The sequence below is a fragment of the Massilia sp. YIM B02763 genome (genome assembly GCF_030412015.1).
In the GTDB taxonomy this organism is placed as follows: domain Bacteria; phylum Pseudomonadota; class Gammaproteobacteria; order Burkholderiales; family Burkholderiaceae_D; genus Telluria.
Genome location: NZ_JASNRD010000012.1, coordinates 138661 through 153163, shown reverse-complemented (window position 1 = coordinate 153163; position 14503 = coordinate 138661). Strand labels below are relative to the sequence as shown.

The following is a 14503-nucleotide window of genomic DNA, read 5'->3' as shown; positions in this document are numbered from 1 at the left end:
TCCCAGACTCGGCCGGCGCGCCGGGCGCGATGAACAACGTGTGGAAAGCAACAATGAGAAGTATGGTATCTATCTGGTCAAGAACGGCGCTGGTCGCCGCGTTGGCGCTGTCTCTTGCAGCCTGCTCGACAGCACAAGTCAAGCCAAGGAAAGCCAGTGGCGGTTATTACCTCAACGACGGTCCGCCAAAAGGCGTCACGCAGGCGCAGATCGATGCCGTCCAGGAGCCGGTACCCAGGGCAGAGCGGTTCGTCTCCGGTACCCTGAAGCCTTATGTTGCCATGGGAAACAGCTACCGGCCGATGACGACATTGGCGCCCTACCACGCGCGCGGCGTGGCGAGCTGGTACGGCACCCGTTACCAGGGATTGCCGACCTCAAGCGGTGAACCCTATGACGTGCTGAAGCTCACGGCTGCGCATCCGATCCTTCCCATCCCCTGTTATGTCAGGGTGACCAACCTCGAGAACGGCCGAACGCTCATCGTCCGCGTCAACGACCGCGGCCCGTTCCACTCGAACAGGATCATCGATCTGTCGTACGCGGCCGCCGCCAAGCTCGGTTATGCGGCGAAGGGTAGCGCGCTGGTCGAGATCGACGTCATCTTGCCGTAAGGGCGCTGGTGCATGGCGAGCAATGGCTGCTCTTGGTAAGTTCTTGCCGGCGGCGACAGTCCGACAACTTTGCAGCTCGACAACCTACTATGCTGGTTCGATCGTTTAGCCGGGCGTCTGCTATTTATCTGGATGTCGGCTAAATCCAGTTTATCCGATATGCGGATATATTGACTTTATCTGTTATTCAGATAAAATCGATGTATCTGAATAACGGATATTTGTCCATGTCCTTCGCGCCTAACTACCACACGCTCTCTACGGCGTCCCACCTCGGGCAGCTCCTCAAGACCACGCGCAAACGGCACAAAATCACGCAAGCTGCGCTGGCAGGCTATGTCGGGATCAGCCAGAACCGCCTCTCACACCTTGAGAATCACCCAGAGGAAATCAGCGTCAAGCAGCTGCTCAGCTGGTGCGCGGCACTAGAGCTGGACCTCAAACTCGGCGAGAGGGATACGTCGGCGGCCAGCAGTGCGGCGGAGTGGTAGTCATGGGACGTCGCTCGCACAGCCAGACCCTCAATCTCTGGGCCAACGGAGAGTATGTCGGACGCTGGACGATCAACGCCGCCGGAAACTCGGAGCTGCAGTACGATGCCGGCTGGTGCGCCTCTCCGCGCGGCCGCCCCATCTCGCTGTCGCTACCCTTCAACCTGCACAACGAGCCGTTGAAGGGAGCCCGGGTTTCCCACTACTTCGACGGCCTGCTGCCCGACAGCGATTCGATTCGCAGACGGGTTGCGGCCCGATTCAAGACGGGCTCCATTGACGCGTTCGACCTGCTGGGCGCCATCGGCCGGGACTGCGTTGGCGCCCTGCAGCTGCTGCCCGATGGCGTCCAGCCGGAAGGCCTTGACCACGTGGACGGCACTGTAGTCGATGACGAAGCCATCGAGCGCCACCTCCTGGATGTGGTGAACCCAGACCAGCGCGGCGGCCCGCAGGACCCAGACGACGACTTTCGGATTTCTCTGGCTGGCGCGCAAGAGAAGGACGCGTTCCTGTGGTGGGATGGCAAATGGATGAAGCCGCGCGGCGCCACGCCGACGACGCACATTTTCAAGCTTCCAATCGGGCTGGTCGGCGGCCGCAAAGCTGACTTCTCGACCTCGGTCGACAACGAGTGGCTTTGCCTACGACTGTTCAAGGAATTCGGCTTGCCGACGGCGCACGCGGAGATTGCTACCTTCGGCAAGCAGCGTGTCCTCGTCGTCGAGCGCTTCGACCGGGTGCGCGCGGCCAATGGTCAGCAGCTGTTCCGGCTCGTCCAGGAGGATTTCTGCCAGGCCACTGGCGTGTCGCCTCTGATGAAGTACGAGAATGAAGGTGGCCCGGGCCTGAAGCAAATTTTCACCCTGGTCCAGCAGTCGCAGCAGGCCAAAGAGGACATGCGAACGCTGATGGCGTCGCAGCTGCTGTTCTGGATGATGCGCGCGCCGGACGGCCACGCCAAGAACTTCAGTATCCAGCTGCTGGCCGGCACGGGCCGCTTCAAGCTGACACCCATCTATGATGTGATGTCGGCCTACCCCGTCATGGGCCCAGGCCCGAACCAGTGGTCGGAATACGACGTCAAAATGGCGATGGCCCTCCTCGGCAAGAACCGGCACTACCTGGTGCGCGACATCCAACGACGGCACTTCAACAGCACCGCGAAAAAGGTCGGCTACGGTGATAACGCGGAGCCGCTGCTCCAGGAGTTCATCGCCCGCACGAAGGACGTTGTGGAGAAGGTCCGCAGTGAGCTTCCGGAAGGCTTCTCAGCCGCAGTCGCGGACAAGGTTCTGGATGGCGTGCTGGCCGCGGCGCACGCGCTGGAAGCAATGTCGCCAAGCTAAGAAGGTCTAACAAACCCTGTCCTTATCATCAGAGGTATTCAGACGAGTACATCGCCTCCAGTGCACGTCGAATGACGGCTGACCTCACCTGAACAGCGGTTCGGCCATGTCCTACCGGTGCTCCGTCACCCCCACCTGCGCACACATCGCCAGCACAGGACACGTCGAACACTTCGGCTTGCTCCCCGTGCAGATGTGCTTCCCGAACGGCACCAGCAAGCGATTGATGTCGATCCAGTGCTCCCGCGGCAGCTTGTTCTCCAGCGCCACCAGCGCCTTCTCGGGTGTCGACGCCTCGATATACCCCCACCGTCCCGTCACCCGATGCACGTGGATGTCCACGCTGATGACGGGCGTCCCGCACGCCACCCCCAGCACCAGGTTCGCGCATTTCGGTCCGACACCGGCAAACGACAGCAGCACGTCGCGGTCCCCGGGCAGCGTCTCGCCATACGACTCCGCCACCTGCCGCGCGATCGCCAGCATCTGATGCGCCTTGCGCTCATGGAAGGTACTGGGACCGATCAAGCCATCCAGCTCCTCCCAGGACAGCGCGGCGATGGAGGACGGCGTACGCGCCCGAGCGAACAGCTTGCGCGACACGGGAAGCGTCACTTCGTCATAGGTACGAATGGAGATGATGCAGGCGAGGAGCTGTTCGAAGGTCGAGGTGTAACCCTCTTCGAACAGCTGGAACAAGGCCGCCTTGGGCCACGGGCGCACCGCTTCCTCGATGCGTTCGAGTGCGACGTCGATGTCGAACGGTTGCTTGTCCATGGGCCCTCCAGCGATCGGATGCAGGAAGGGTAGACCGTCACGTCACGGCACTCCGTTCAGTGCCGCACACGACGAACCATCAAAGCCTTCCCGTCAGCATCCGCCCTGGCTGGTACACGACTCTTCCGACGATGCTGCACTGGCCGCTGCGTACATTGACCGGGCCGAAGTCCGGATTGATCGAATGCAGGCACCAGTCGTTGCCGCGCTTGATGAGCTGCTTCACCAGCGCTTCGCCATTGAAATTGACGGCATAGATCTCGCGGCTGATCGGCTTCTTGTCCGCCGTGTTCACGACGACGACGTCGTCTTCGAACATCATCGGCTCCATGCTCTGGCCGCGCACGCGGATCGCCAGTAGCTGGTGCGGCACCAGGTTGTTGGCCTCGACGACAGCGCGCGGCAGGTGCAGCACGCCGCCGTCTTCCAGGTCCGGTTCCGTCTCGAAGCCCGTCACGCCGGCGTGCAGCTTGAGCGTGACGCGGCGGATCGGAATCGTGTCCGGCTCGTCGCCCACGCGGATGCCGCGGGCGTCTTCGATGAAGGGATTGTCGACGGCCGGCGCGATGGTCTCGCCATCTTCGCTGGCCAGGCGCAGCGCCAGCGCCATCGGCGGCTCGCCCGTTTCCAGCCACGTGGCGGAGCAGCCGATGGCGCTCTGCGCCTTCAGCAGGCCCGCCTTCGAGATGCCGCGGGCTTCCCAATTGTTCACCGTTTGCTGCGACTGGTTCAAGGCGCGGGCGATCTCCGCCTGCGTCTTCAGACCGGCCAATGCTTCGGCGGCCTCGTAGAGGCGTTTCATTTGTACGTGCATGTCGCGATTGTCCATTGAACTACACAAGGTGTGTTACACAAATTGTTGACGCCGATTATAAACATGATGTTTAATATTGTCTAAGCGGCGTGCGTTTTCCTGGCAAAAATACGACAAGAACCTGGACGGGACCACGCTTTCATGCACCGTCGCATACACGCGACGTGTATTCATCGCTATCACTGGAGGAATCATGGGATTTGCCGATCACGATGTCCGCGTGCTCCTGGCGCACGCATTCAAACCCGTCATCGATGGCTTGACCGTCGTGGCGGCCGGCGCGGCGTTGATGGGTGGCCTGGTCCACCTGTTGCCGCCACTGGCGGCCGTCGTGTCGATCCTGTGGATGGGATTCCAGTGGTACCACTCGGCGCCGATGAAGGAGTGGCGCGCGCGGCGCCGGGAACGGGCGGCGGCATACGGCCGCCGGCCTGCCGTGGTACTGTGCTCGGTCGGGGTGTGGTGCAACGCCATGCTGCTGGCGCTGTTGTCATTCACCGGCGACATCGCCCAGGCACTGGCGACGTACCTGCCAGGCCTTGCCCCGTATCTGCCCGAGCATCTCCAGAAGTGGGTCGGCTTGACCGTCGTCCTGCTGAATATCGTCAACGCAGTCCGGCATGGGCGCAAAAAGGCCGATGCGAAGGACAGGGGCCGTGTGTGAAGCATGTGCAAATATGCAACAACGGAGGTGGGTATGTTGACAAAAAATTTATACAAAGCAAGTATGTAAAAATTGTCACCTCGATACCCGAACAGCCATGATCTTCTCGCGCTCGTCGCTCCGGCGTCTCTTCGTTGCTGCCTCATTCCTCGTCGCCGTATTCGAAGCCGTCGCCGCCAATCCGCCAGTGGAGGCATTCTTCCGCAACCCCGACGTCGGCTTCGTCAAGATCTCGCCCAGCGGCCGTTTCGTCGCCATCCTGAACCGTGCGGAGGACGGCACGCAGTTGCTGGCCGTGCGCGACACGGCCGACCTGACGAAGGTCACGACCGCCGCCAGCTTCGACACGGCGCGCCTCGCGAGCCTTGCCTGGATCAACGACAAGCGCCTGACGTTCACGCTGAAGAACCCCAAGCTCGATTTCGAGGGGAACTACGACCAGTTCGCGGTCGACCGCGACGGCAACAATATGGTCCACCTGATTGCGGGCAGCTGGCGCCACAGCCAGCAAAGCCTGGGCAGCAACATCAAGGACCGCAAGCTGACGGCGGACCATGTCTTCCTGGACGTGACGCACGACGGTTCGGACGACATCATCGTCGCGCGCTTCACCTGGAACAACATCGACCGGCGCCCGCAATCGCTGCATCCGTTCCGCCTCAATACGCGCACCCAGGTGCTCACGGACATGGTGGTCGGGCCGCAGCCGGACAACGTGCTGGACTGGGTGTTCGACGCGTCCGACCAGGCGCGCGTGGCCATGGTGCACAACAAGGGGCGCTGCATCGCGTATTACCGGAGCGGCCCGGATGCGCCCTGGACCGACATCGCCAACCGCGACTGCTTCAAGGACGACCAGTTCGAGCCGCTGGCGTTCGACGGCCGCCATACCCTGTACGTGCGCGCCGGCTACAAGGGACGCAGCGCGCTGTTTGCCTACGACCTGGGCAAGCGGGAACTGGCGAAGGAGCCGTTCGTCGACATCGACGGCTTCGATTTCGACGGCGACCTGAAACTGGACTATCGCGCCAACAAGATCCTCGGCGTGCATTTCACGGCGGACGCCAGCTCGACGGCGTGGCTCGACACCACCATGAAGGGCATCCAGGACAAGGTCAATGCCCTGTTGCCGGGTTCGGCCAACCGGATCGATTGCGGCATCGATTGCCGCAATCCGCAAGCCGTGGTCGTCGTCGCTCGCTCCGACCGGATGCCGCCGACCTACTTCGTGTACACACCGGCGGACAACAAGCTCGTCGGGCTCGGCAGCAGCAATCCCGGCATCGATCCGAAGCGCATGGGCAAGCGCGACTTCTTCCGCATCGATGCGCGCGACGGCCTGCAGATTCCCGTGTACGTGACGCTGCCGGCCGCGAAGGCGGACGGGCCGCGGCCGGCCATCGTGCTGGTGCACGGCGGGCCGTACGTGCGCGGCGGTTCCTGGGAGTGGAATGCCGAGGCGCAGTTCCTGGCGTCGCGCGGCTACGTCGTGCTGCAGCCGGAGTCGCGCGGCAGCACGGGCTTCGGCTTCCCGTTGTTCCGCGCCGGCTGGCAGCAATGGGGCCGCACCATGCAGGACGACCTGGCCGACACGGCATCCTGGGCCGTCAAGAAGGGTTGGGCCGATCCCAAGCGCATCGGCATCATGGGTGCCAGCTACGGCGGCTATGCAACGCTGATGGGCCTGGTGCGCAATCCGGAACTGTTCCGCGTGGGCGTCGAGTGGGCGGGCGTGACGGACATCGGCCTGATGTTCTCGGCCGTCGAGAGCGATGCGTCGGAAGACGCGCGCCGCTACGACATGCGCACGCTGATCGGCGACCCGGAGCGCAATCCGGAGGCGTTCGCCGAAGTGTCGCCGCTGGCCCAGGCCGGACGCATCGCGCAGCCGCTGCTGATGGCCCACGGCGGCCAGGACGTGCGCGTGCCCATCGTCCATGCGGCCGCATTCCGTAACGCGGTCAGTCGCAAGAACCGCAAGGTCGAGTACGTCGTCTATCCGGACGAAGGGCACGGCTGGCGCAACGAGGAAACCCGCCTCGATTTCTGGAAGCGGGTCGATACCTTCCTCGACGAAAACCTTGCGCGTTGAGCACCGCCGCCGTCGCGGCGTCGTCTACAGGACGATCTCCGTCCCCAGCACCTTCAGGAACTGCGCCAGCCACTGCGGATGTGCCGGCCACGCCGGCGCCGTCACCAGCTTGCCGTCGGTGACGGCCTGGTCGACGGGGATGTCGGCATACTCGCCGCCGGCCATTCGCACCTCGGGCGCGCAGGCGGGATAGGCGGAGACGCGCTTGCCGCGGATGACGTCGGCGGCCGCCAGCAGCTGGGCGCCGTGGCAGACCGCCGCGACGGGCTTGTCGAGGCGGACGAACTCGCGCACCAGGTCGATCACGCGCGGATCCAGGCGCAGGTATTCGGGGGCGCGGCCGCCGGCGATCATGAGGGCGTCGTAGTCGGCGGCGCGGCTCTCCGCGAAGTCGGCGTTCAGGGCGAACAGGTGGCCCGGTTTTTCCGTGTAGGTCTGGTCGCCCTCGAAGTCGTGGATGGCGGTCTTGACCTTGTCGCCCTTGTCCTTGCCGGGGCAGACGGCGTGCACCGTGTGCCCTACCACCTGCAGCGCCTGGAACGGCACCATCGTTTCGTAGTCTTCGGCGAAATCGCCGGTCAGGAACAGGATCTTCTTTGCTGCCATGACGTTCTCCTCGAGGGGTGATCGGACCTCGACAAAGATAACATCGGCTTGCGGGATTTGCTAAGCTTGCATTCTGGACATATCCAAGGACAAGCATGGCACCCGACCACCTCCTCAGCAGCGACGACATCATGGCCCTGGCACGGACGTCCAGCGCGGTGGAGCGCCCGTGCACGTGCCGGATCGACAGCTTCCGCGAGTGGACCCGCGTCCCCGCCGACTTTCCCCAGGCGCAGATGCGTCCGGCGGGCACCCTGATGCCCGACCCGTATGCCGAGCCGACCTATGCCGAATACCATCCGCACGGCACGAACTACTGGTCGCCCGATGCGCCGATCGCGCTGCGCCATTTTCCCGCCAACCGCTGCACGGTCCAGCAATGCAGCGTGTGCGGGCGCGCCTGCCTGCGCTACGTGGAGGCCGGCGGCTACTACGTCGAGCCACGCATCCGGGCGCTCGCCCCAGACCTCATCGTGGACGCCGCCGTCGGCGACTGATCATTCGACGCATTCGGGTGGCAGCGTCGCGATGCGCGCGCGACCCTCGTCGTCGGGTGCGCGATGGATGCGCACGATGCGCAGCGCGTCCGGCCTTTCCACCAGCACGCAGGCCGTGCCGGTGCGCTTGCAGTGGTCCTGCACGCGCCAGTAGTCGCCGTGGCTGAGGCATCCGGTCTGGCAGATCACCAGGTCGGCGCCGCTCAGGCGTTCTTCCAGACGTTCGGCATCGTCCACGGGGGCAGGAGCAGGAGCAGGGGCAGGGGTGGGGGAAGATGAGCGCCTGCGCGGCCGCTCGCGCAGCAAGTCCTCAATGCGCACCTGCAGCGCCTGCACCCGCCGCGCCAGCGCCGAGCGCTTTTCCAGGCCGGGCATCTCGCGTTCCAGCGCGGCGCGGTCTTCCCTTTCCCAGGCCAATTGGCTGTCGCGCGCGACCACGGCGGCGCGTAGTCGCACGACCTGCGCATCGAGCGCCGCGATCTGGCGCGCCTGCGCCTGCAGCAGGGCCGTGCAGCGGGCCTGGACGCGGGCATGTTCCCGCATCATCGCGCAGTGTTCTCGGAGCAATCGGTCGAAGTCGTCGGCGGTAGCCTGCATGGTGGTTCCTCCGGTGGTGAGACAAGGGCATGCCGGATGGCGGCGCATGGCGATTCTATATGAGAATGATTCTCATTACAAATTGTGCGCTCGTGGTTTTAACGACATGGCATGCAAAAAACGTGTGCTTTTTGCTACGTCCAATCGTGCACATGCAAGCACCTCGCTATAGTGAGAAAATAAATGATCGTCTGGTCAGTTATTTCAAAACGTACGTGACCGGCGGTATTTTTCAACTCACCAAGAAGAACATATGTCCCGCCTTGCTCAATCGCCACGCGTGTCGCCACGCGTTTCTCCTCATGAATCGCCGCGTACATTGCTGCGCTTTTCCGCAGCCGATGCCCTGTTTTTGGCATTCATCCTCGTTTCCTATCCGCTCGCCATGGCCATGCCCGAAGCCTGGGGCCTGGAAAACGGCGTCATCGAAAATACCCAGGTCGTTGCGCTGCTGTGCGGCGGCGTGGCCGCTTTCCTCGTCTGGGCGCGTACCGCGGCACGCCGCTCGGCGCGCTGGGCGCGAGCACGGCACCCGTCTGGCTCATCCTCGCTGCGCGCGAGCTGAGCTGGGGCGCCGTGATCACGCAGGCCGATGCCGTCCGCGCCGGCCTGCCACTGCAGCCGATGTGGTACAAGCCGGCCGTGGCCCCCATCATCTGCGCGTTGCTGGCGTGGTCGGCGTCGATCATCTGGCGCCATCGCCTTGGCCGCTACCTGGTCGGTCTCGTACGCAATGGCCACTACGCGCTCGTGCCGCTGGTGCTGGCCGTCGTCGCGTCCTACTTCTCCGCCTGCGCCGAAGGCCACGTCGTCTGCGGCATCCACGCCAACCCGCACCATTCGCAGGACTGGGAGGAGGGGCTCGAACTCATCGCCTACGTGGCGCTGGTGTTCGCCCAGCAGCGCGTGTTCCGGTCGTACGCGCGGGCGGAAGCGGCGCCGGCCGGCGCCGTCGGCCCCTGACAGGAAGGCAGGGCATGTTACAAGCGCTTGCATCTGATACCTTTTCGCTCTTGGCAGGGTAGCGCGCGCCCCGTAATCTGCAGTCATGCCAATCACAACGACATCAGGGGAAAACGTCATGAACAATATCACCACCCGTCTCGCCGCCCGCGCCACCTTGCTTGCCGCCATCGCCATGGCCGGCGCCGTCCCGCTCGCCAGCCAGGCCGCGCCGCAAGGCCATTCGGTGCAGTGCCAGAACTGCGGCACCGTGGTCTCGACCAACACCTACAAGAAGGAAGCGGAGCGCGGCAGTGGCCTCGGTGCCGTGGGCGGCGCCGTCGTCGGCGGCCTGCTGGGCCACCAGGTCGGCAGCGGCAATGGGCGTACGCTGGCCACCGCCGCGGGCGCGGCCGCCGGCGCCTACGGCGGCAACCGCATCGAGCGCAACATGAAGGCGGAAATCTATACGGACGTGCGCGTGAAGATGGCGCGCGGCGGTTACCGCACCTTCACCGAAAGGGGCCAGTCGCGTTACCGCAATGGAGACCATGTGCGCGTGCAGAACGGGCACCTGGTCCGCTAAGCAGCCGGTATGCAGGCAATGGTGGGCACGTGGTGCCCACCCTACGGCAAGCGATTCGTAGGGTGGGCACCACGTGCCCACCATGCGTTTACGCGGCTTCTTCCGGCCGCACCCGCACCCGCTCGATCACCATCCCGCTCGCCGGGAGCGTCGGCATCCGGCGCAGGCTGACCGACAGGTCCTGCGGCGGCACGTCGTAGGCGATGGCGCCGGCGAACAGTTTCAGGGCGGACGTCACCAGGTCGGCCGTGGAGGATTCGCCCGGGCAGCGGTGGCCGGCGTAGTAGTCGCCGCCACCCTGCGGGATCAATGCGAAGCCGCTTTCCTCGCGGCGCTCGAAGCGCTCGGGGCGGAACACCTCCGGATCGCCCCACAGCGCCGGATCGTGGTTGGTGCCGTACAGGTCCAGCAGCACCCAGGTTCCCTTTTCGATGCGCATCTGGCGCCAGTCGAAGTCGTGCAGCGCGCGGCCGGCGACGGCCGGAAAGAACGGGTAGTAGCGCCTGACCTCCTGGGCGAACAGCGCGGCATGGCCATCGTCGCCGGCGGCGATGCGCGCGCGGCTTTCCGGATGCTCGTGCAGCGCCAGCACGGCAAAGGCGATGAAGCGCGCCACCGCCACCGTGGGACGCAGCAGGTTGATCAGCTCGACGGCCGCATGGCGCCGGTTCAGCAGCATGCCGTCGGCATCGCGGTGGCTGGCGATCACGCACAGCGGACTCTGCGCGGGCGGCTGTACGCGGCCGGCGCGCACGGCGTCGACCAGCGCCCGGGCCCAGTGCTCGGTGCGATTGCGCATCAGCTGCGCGCGCCAGTTGCGCGGGCCGGCCGATCCGGCGGCGTCGATCATCGCCGCCAATTCGCGCGTCCTCCTGGCGCTCTCGGCATCGTCCAGCGGCGGCAGGCCGATCCATTCGCAGGCCGCGCGGCACAGCACGTGCTGGGCTTCCTCGAACACCACCACGCGGGACTGGCGCGGCCAGCGCGCGAAGCGTTCACGCCATTGCGCCTCGGCCAGCGCCACCAGGCGCTGCCGTTCCAGCGGTCCGAACAATCCCATCAGCATCGCCTTGCGCTTGTGGTGCATGTCGCCGTCCTGCACGGCCACGCTGCCGTAGTCCTGCAGCAGGGCCAGCACCGTGGGCGGCAGCGCGCCGCGGCGCGTGAAGCGGCCGGGTTGGTAGAACATGCGCGCCGCATCCTCGCCGCGCACGCACAGGGCGCGGCGCAGCATCAGGCGGGTGGAGAAGGCGTCGCTCTGCAGCGCTTCGTGGCGCCGCTGCATGAAGCAGTAGCCTTCCGCCAGCAGGGCGAAGGTATTGTCGAAGCCGCGGGCGCGCGGCAGGGCGGTGCGCGCGTCGGCATGGCGGGGAAGATGTTCGGTGCTTGCCAAATCGGGCCCTCCTTGGTGAATCGAGGCCCATCATCGCCCAACGGCCGCGGAACTCGGCGCACGCTAGGGCATGCGCCTACCGGGATCAGTGCGGGACCGGCGTGAACGCGGGATCGGGCGCATCCTGCAGCGCGCGCGGCAGGTAGATCGTTACCACGGTGCCGCGGCCCGGCTGGCTGGCCAGGCGGATATGGCCGCCGCTCTGCTTGACGAAGCCGTGCGCCATCGACAGCCCCAGGCCCGTGCCCTTGCCCTCGGGCTTGGTGGTGAAGAAGGGCTCGAAGGCGCGCTCCATCACGTCGGGCGGCATGCCGCTGCCGGTATCGGCCACGGCGACGGTCACGTAGGCGCCGGGGCGGATGCCGGTCTCGGCCTGCGGGCTGTCGGGGCCGATCTCCACGTTGGCCAGCGCGATGGCGACGCGGCCCTGGCCGTCCATCGCGTCGCGCGCATTGATCACGAGGTTCAGCAGCACGTTCTCGAGCTGGTTCGGGTCGACCAGCGTGTTCCACAGGTCGGGCGGCATGTCGAAGCGGATCTGCACGTGGTCGCCGGCGGCGCGGTGCAGCAGGCTGTCCATGCGCTCGATGAGCTGGGCCAGGTTGACGACGCTCGGGTGCAGCGGCTGGCGGCGGGCGAAGGCGAGCAGCTGCGCGGCCAGCTTCTTGCCGCGTTCGACGGCGTCCATGATGCCGAGCAGGCGCTTGCGGTGGTCTTCCTCGCCGCGCAGCATCAGCTGGGTGTTGGCGCTGATGATGTGCAGGATGTTGTTGAAGTCGTGTGCCACGCCGCCGGTCAGCTTGCCCACCGCTTCCAGCTTCTGCGAGCGCTGCAGCGCGGAGCGGGCCTCGTCCAGGCGCAGCTGGCGCTGGCGCTCGCGCTCGAATGCCTCGCGGCGCGGGCGGATGTCGCGCACGAAGGCGGTGATGCCGTAGCCGTCCGGCGTGGGCAGCGGCGTGATCGCGATCTCGACGGGGATCGCCTGGCCGTGCATGGTCAGCATGTCGATCTCGCTGGTGCCGGACAGCATGGCGCATTCGCCGCTGCGCGCGAAGTGCGCGAGGCAGGCGCGCCGTTCCTCGCGCTCGTGCGGCACGGCCAGCAGTTCGAGCGCGTCGCGCCCGAGCGCCTCGTCCTCGCGCCAGCCGAACAGGCGGCAGGCTTGGGCGTTCCAGTCGGTGATGCGCCCGTCCGGGCCGATGCCGACGAAAGCGTCGTAGGCGTCCTGCAGGATCAGGCGGATGCGCCGGCGCTCGGCGTCGACGCGGTCGTGCGATTCGCGCAGCTCGAGCGTCATGCGCCCGGCCAGCTGCAGCGCGCGGCGGCGCTCGGTGGCCAGCAGCCATACCACCAGCGCCAGCATCAGGCCCAGGCCGATGCCGGTGGCGGCCATCAGCCGCGCCTCGGTCCGGTCGAGCGCCTCTTCGTAGGCGGGGGCGGAGCGCACGCGCAGCGTCCACGGCCGGCCGGCGGTGTCGATCGCGGTCTGGCTCGCATACAGCGCGTCGCGTCCCGGCACGTGCGCGCCCGGGGAACGGTACAGCAGGGCGGGCTCCTTGGGCGCCAGGCCGTCGAAGATCTCCACCTCGAGGTCGGCCGCGTGCTCGCCGCCGACGCCACGCATCAGGTCCTGCATGCGAAACGGCGCATAGGCCCAGCCGACGATGGCGGCGCGGCGTTCGAGGATGGTGGCGTGCTTCTGGCCGGCGCGGTACACCGGCACGTACATCAGGAAGCCCGACTGCTGCGCCTGTCCCGGCCTTTCCTGGACCAGGGTGACCTTGCCGGTGGCGGCGGCGAAGCCGCTGTCGCGCGCGGCTTCCATCGCCGCGCGCCGCACCGGCTCGCTGAACATGTCGTAGCCGAAGGCGCGCAGGTTGCGGCTCTCGAACGGCTGGATGTGGGTGATCGAGGTGACGACGTCGCGCCGCCCACCCGGCTTGAGCGTGTACTCCGGATAGCCTTCGGCGCGCACCCGGGCGACGTGCGCATCGAGGGCGGCGGGCGGCACGATGGTGGCGATGCCGAGCGCCTCCATGCCGGGGAAGCGCTGGTTCAGGCGCAGCGATCCGTAGTACTCGGCGAAGTCGGCGCGGCTCAGGTCGAGCGAGCCGCGCAGGTAGCCGCGCGTGGCGTACAGTACCTCTTCGTAGATGGCCATGCGCTGCCGGATGGCGGCCGACAGGTCGCGCACCCGGTAGTTGAACGTGGCCTGCTGTTCCTCGCGGGCGTTCTGCTCGGCATTGCCGATGACCCAGCGCGTCACCACCAGCGCGGCCAGGAACACGAGCGCCGCCAGCAGCAAGGGCAGCGAGGCCGAGTTGCGCCAGCGGTTGCGTGGGGACTGGGACGAAGGTTCGGGGGAACGGGGCATGGGCTGGTTCGCGACCGGCACGTTGTTTGGGGCCGGTATCGTCAAAGTAAAAGGGGGCGCCGTTGCGCAGAGCATACGCACCTGCGCAACCGATGGGCGCACGGAAGCCGACATGTACGAAAAGCAAGCGCGTTCGCTACAATACCAGACTCTTCCGCGCCACCCCTGAACTTGCCCGCCACCGTGTCCGACCGAACCGAAACCCGCCCGGGGTCCCGCCTGTACGCCTGCCGCGCGGAGGCAGCGTGAGCCTGCTGCGCCGCGTACGCTGGGCGCTGGCCATCGTCCTGCTGGCGCTGCTGCTGTGGGCCGCGCTGTGGCCGCTGCGCTATCCGAGCCGCGAGCGCGCCGTCGATTTCCCGCGCGGGGCGACGGTGTTGAAGGGCAGGGCCATCGCGCCGGACCGGCCGCCCCAGCTGCCGGCCGAGATCCGCCTGACGCTGGGCGTGCGCGACGTGCTGCTGCTGCGCAACCGCGACCTGTCGGCGCACGTGTTCGGCCAGGTGCTGGTGTTGCCGGGACGCGAGGTGCGGTTGCCGTTCGGCGAGGCCGGCGACTACGGCTTCGCCTGCGACGCCGCGCCCGCCAATACGGTGACCGTGCGCGTGCTGCCCCATCCGGACCCTGGCTGGGAGCGCCTGCGCTGGCGCCTGCACGCCCTGAAGGATGCCGTGCGCGAGCTGCCGGTACATGGTCCGGAAGACTGA

General features: G+C 66.3%; 16 protein-coding genes. 10 read left to right on the top strand and 6 right to left on the bottom strand.

Annotation, left to right across the window (positions count from 1 at the left end; translation table 11 throughout):
- Positions 1-62 precede the first annotated feature (62 nt).
- The 3 genes from QPK32_RS16435 to QPK32_RS16425 all read left to right on the top strand — a co-directional run bounded on the left by QPK32_RS16435 (position 63) and on the right by QPK32_RS16425 (position 2454).
- Positions 63-614, top strand: a complete 552-nt coding sequence (locus tag QPK32_RS16435) for a septal ring lytic transglycosylase RlpA family protein (RefSeq protein WP_290413868.1) — start codon at positions 63-65, stop codon at positions 612-614.
- A 227-nt stretch (positions 615-841) separates the two neighbouring features.
- Positions 842-1105 carry a helix-turn-helix domain-containing protein gene (locus QPK32_RS16430; RefSeq protein WP_290413888.1) on the top strand — a complete coding sequence of 88 codons (264 nt, stop codon included), beginning with the start codon at positions 842-844 and terminating at the stop codon, positions 1103-1105.
- A gap of 2 nt (positions 1106-1107) precedes the next feature.
- The gene (locus QPK32_RS16425) at positions 1108-2454 is read left to right on the top strand and encodes a type II toxin-antitoxin system HipA family toxin (RefSeq protein ID WP_290413867.1); all 1347 of its coding nucleotides are present in this window, start codon (positions 1108-1110) and stop codon (positions 2452-2454) included.
- A 111-nt stretch (positions 2455-2565) separates the two neighbouring features.
- Here the strand turns inward: QPK32_RS16425 and nth are convergent, their stop codons facing one another.
- Together nth and QPK32_RS16415 are read right to left on the bottom strand one after the other, a co-directional pair.
- On the bottom strand, positions 2566-3231 hold the full coding sequence (gene nth, locus QPK32_RS16420; RefSeq protein WP_290413866.1) for an endonuclease III: 666 nt from the start codon (positions 3229-3231) through the stop codon (positions 2566-2568).
- A gap of 79 nt (positions 3232-3310) precedes the next feature.
- Positions 3311-4033 carry a LexA family transcriptional regulator gene (locus tag QPK32_RS16415; protein WP_290413865.1) on the bottom strand — a complete coding sequence of 241 codons (723 nt, stop codon included), beginning with the start codon at positions 4031-4033 and terminating at the stop codon, positions 3311-3313.
- 205 nt (positions 4034-4238) lie between these two features.
- Between QPK32_RS16415 and QPK32_RS16410 the strand changes: the two genes are divergently transcribed.
- Both QPK32_RS16410 and QPK32_RS16405 read left to right on the top strand, forming a co-directional pair.
- The gene (locus QPK32_RS16410) at positions 4239-4709 is read left to right on the top strand and encodes a hypothetical protein (protein WP_290413864.1); all 471 of its coding nucleotides are present in this window, start codon (positions 4239-4241) and stop codon (positions 4707-4709) included.
- Between the two features lie 97 nt (positions 4710-4806).
- Entirely contained in the window at positions 4807-6801 is a 1995-nt protein-coding gene (locus tag QPK32_RS16405) for a S9 family peptidase (protein ID WP_290413863.1), read from the top strand.
- 24 nt (positions 6802-6825) lie between these two features.
- Here QPK32_RS16405 and QPK32_RS16400 read toward each other — a convergent pair whose 3' ends face one another.
- Complete coding sequence (locus tag QPK32_RS16400; protein ID WP_290413862.1) at positions 6826-7407, bottom strand: DJ-1/PfpI family protein; 582 nt, start codon at positions 7405-7407, stop codon at positions 6826-6828.
- Between the two features lie 95 nt (positions 7408-7502).
- On the opposite strand from QPK32_RS16400, the gene QPK32_RS16395 reads away from it, so the two are divergent.
- A complete protein-coding gene (locus QPK32_RS16395; RefSeq protein ID WP_290413861.1) occupies positions 7503-7904 on the top strand; it encodes a hypothetical protein in 402 nt (133 codons plus the stop codon).
- Here the strand turns inward: QPK32_RS16395 and QPK32_RS16390 are convergent, their stop codons facing one another.
- A complete protein-coding gene (locus QPK32_RS16390; protein ID WP_290413860.1) occupies positions 7905-8450 on the bottom strand; it encodes a DUF2325 domain-containing protein in 546 nt (181 codons plus the stop codon).
- Positions 8451-8754: 304 nt separating this feature from the next.
- On the opposite strand from QPK32_RS16390, the gene QPK32_RS16385 reads away from it, so the two are divergent.
- From QPK32_RS16385 to QPK32_RS16375, 3 genes are all read left to right on the top strand, one after another.
- On the top strand, positions 8755-9066 hold the full coding sequence (locus QPK32_RS16385) for a hypothetical protein (protein WP_290413859.1): 312 nt from the start codon (positions 8755-8757) through the stop codon (positions 9064-9066).
- An 11-nt stretch (positions 9067-9077) separates the two neighbouring features.
- Entirely contained in the window at positions 9078-9464 is a 387-nt protein-coding gene (locus QPK32_RS16380; RefSeq protein ID WP_290413858.1) for a hypothetical protein, read from the top strand.
- A gap of 118 nt (positions 9465-9582) precedes the next feature.
- A complete protein-coding gene (locus tag QPK32_RS16375) occupies positions 9583-10029 on the top strand; it encodes a glycine zipper 2TM domain-containing protein (RefSeq protein WP_290413857.1) in 447 nt (148 codons plus the stop codon).
- A gap of 88 nt (positions 10030-10117) precedes the next feature.
- Here QPK32_RS16375 and QPK32_RS16370 read toward each other — a convergent pair whose 3' ends face one another.
- A complete protein-coding gene (locus tag QPK32_RS16370; protein ID WP_290413856.1) occupies positions 10118-11422 on the bottom strand; it encodes a cytochrome P450 in 1305 nt (434 codons plus the stop codon).
- A gap of 85 nt (positions 11423-11507) precedes the next feature.
- Complete coding sequence (locus tag QPK32_RS16365) at positions 11508-13796, bottom strand: CHASE domain-containing protein (protein WP_290413855.1); 2289 nt, start codon at positions 13794-13796, stop codon at positions 11508-11510.
- Positions 13797-14041: 245 nt separating this feature from the next.
- Here QPK32_RS16365 and QPK32_RS16360 point away from each other — a divergent pair, with 245 nt between their 5' ends.
- Complete coding sequence (locus QPK32_RS16360) at positions 14042-14503, top strand: hypothetical protein (RefSeq protein WP_290413854.1); 462 nt, start codon at positions 14042-14044, stop codon at positions 14501-14503.

Bases quoted from the DNA above. Each gene is read 5' to 3' on its own strand.
- QPK32_RS16365 (WP_290413855.1), bottom strand. From the start codon at position 13,796: ATGCCCCGTTCCCCCGAACCTTCGTCCCAGTCCCCACGCAACCGCTGG.
- QPK32_RS16390 (WP_290413860.1), bottom strand. From the start codon at position 8,450: ATGATGCGGGAACATGCCCGCGTCCAGGCCCGCTGCACGGCCCTGCTG.
- QPK32_RS16410 (WP_290413864.1), top strand. From the start codon at position 4,239: ATGGGATTTGCCGATCACGATGTCCGCGTGCTCCTGGCGCACGCATTC.
- nth (WP_290413866.1), bottom strand. From the start codon at position 3,231: ATGGACAAGCAACCGTTCGACATCGACGTCGCACTCGAACGCATCGAG.
- QPK32_RS16430 (WP_290413888.1), top strand. From the start codon at position 842: ATGTCCTTCGCGCCTAACTACCACACGCTCTCTACGGCGTCCCACCTC.
- QPK32_RS16385 (WP_290413859.1), top strand. From the start codon at position 8,755: ATGTCCCGCCTTGCTCAATCGCCACGCGTGTCGCCACGCGTTTCTCCT.
- QPK32_RS16405 (WP_290413863.1), top strand. From the start codon at position 4,807: ATGATCTTCTCGCGCTCGTCGCTCCGGCGTCTCTTCGTTGCTGCCTCA.
- QPK32_RS16395 (WP_290413861.1), top strand. From the start codon at position 7,503: ATGGCACCCGACCACCTCCTCAGCAGCGACGACATCATGGCCCTGGCA.
- QPK32_RS16435 (WP_290413868.1), top strand. From the start codon at position 63: ATGGTATCTATCTGGTCAAGAACGGCGCTGGTCGCCGCGTTGGCGCTG.
- QPK32_RS16375 (WP_290413857.1), top strand. From the start codon at position 9,583: ATGAACAATATCACCACCCGTCTCGCCGCCCGCGCCACCTTGCTTGCC.
- QPK32_RS16415 (WP_290413865.1), bottom strand. From the start codon at position 4,033: ATGAAACGCCTCTACGAGGCCGCCGAAGCATTGGCCGGTCTGAAGACG.
- QPK32_RS16400 (WP_290413862.1), bottom strand. From the start codon at position 7,407: ATGGCAGCAAAGAAGATCCTGTTCCTGACCGGCGATTTCGCCGAAGAC.
- QPK32_RS16425 (WP_290413867.1), top strand. From the start codon at position 1,108: ATGGGACGTCGCTCGCACAGCCAGACCCTCAATCTCTGGGCCAACGGA.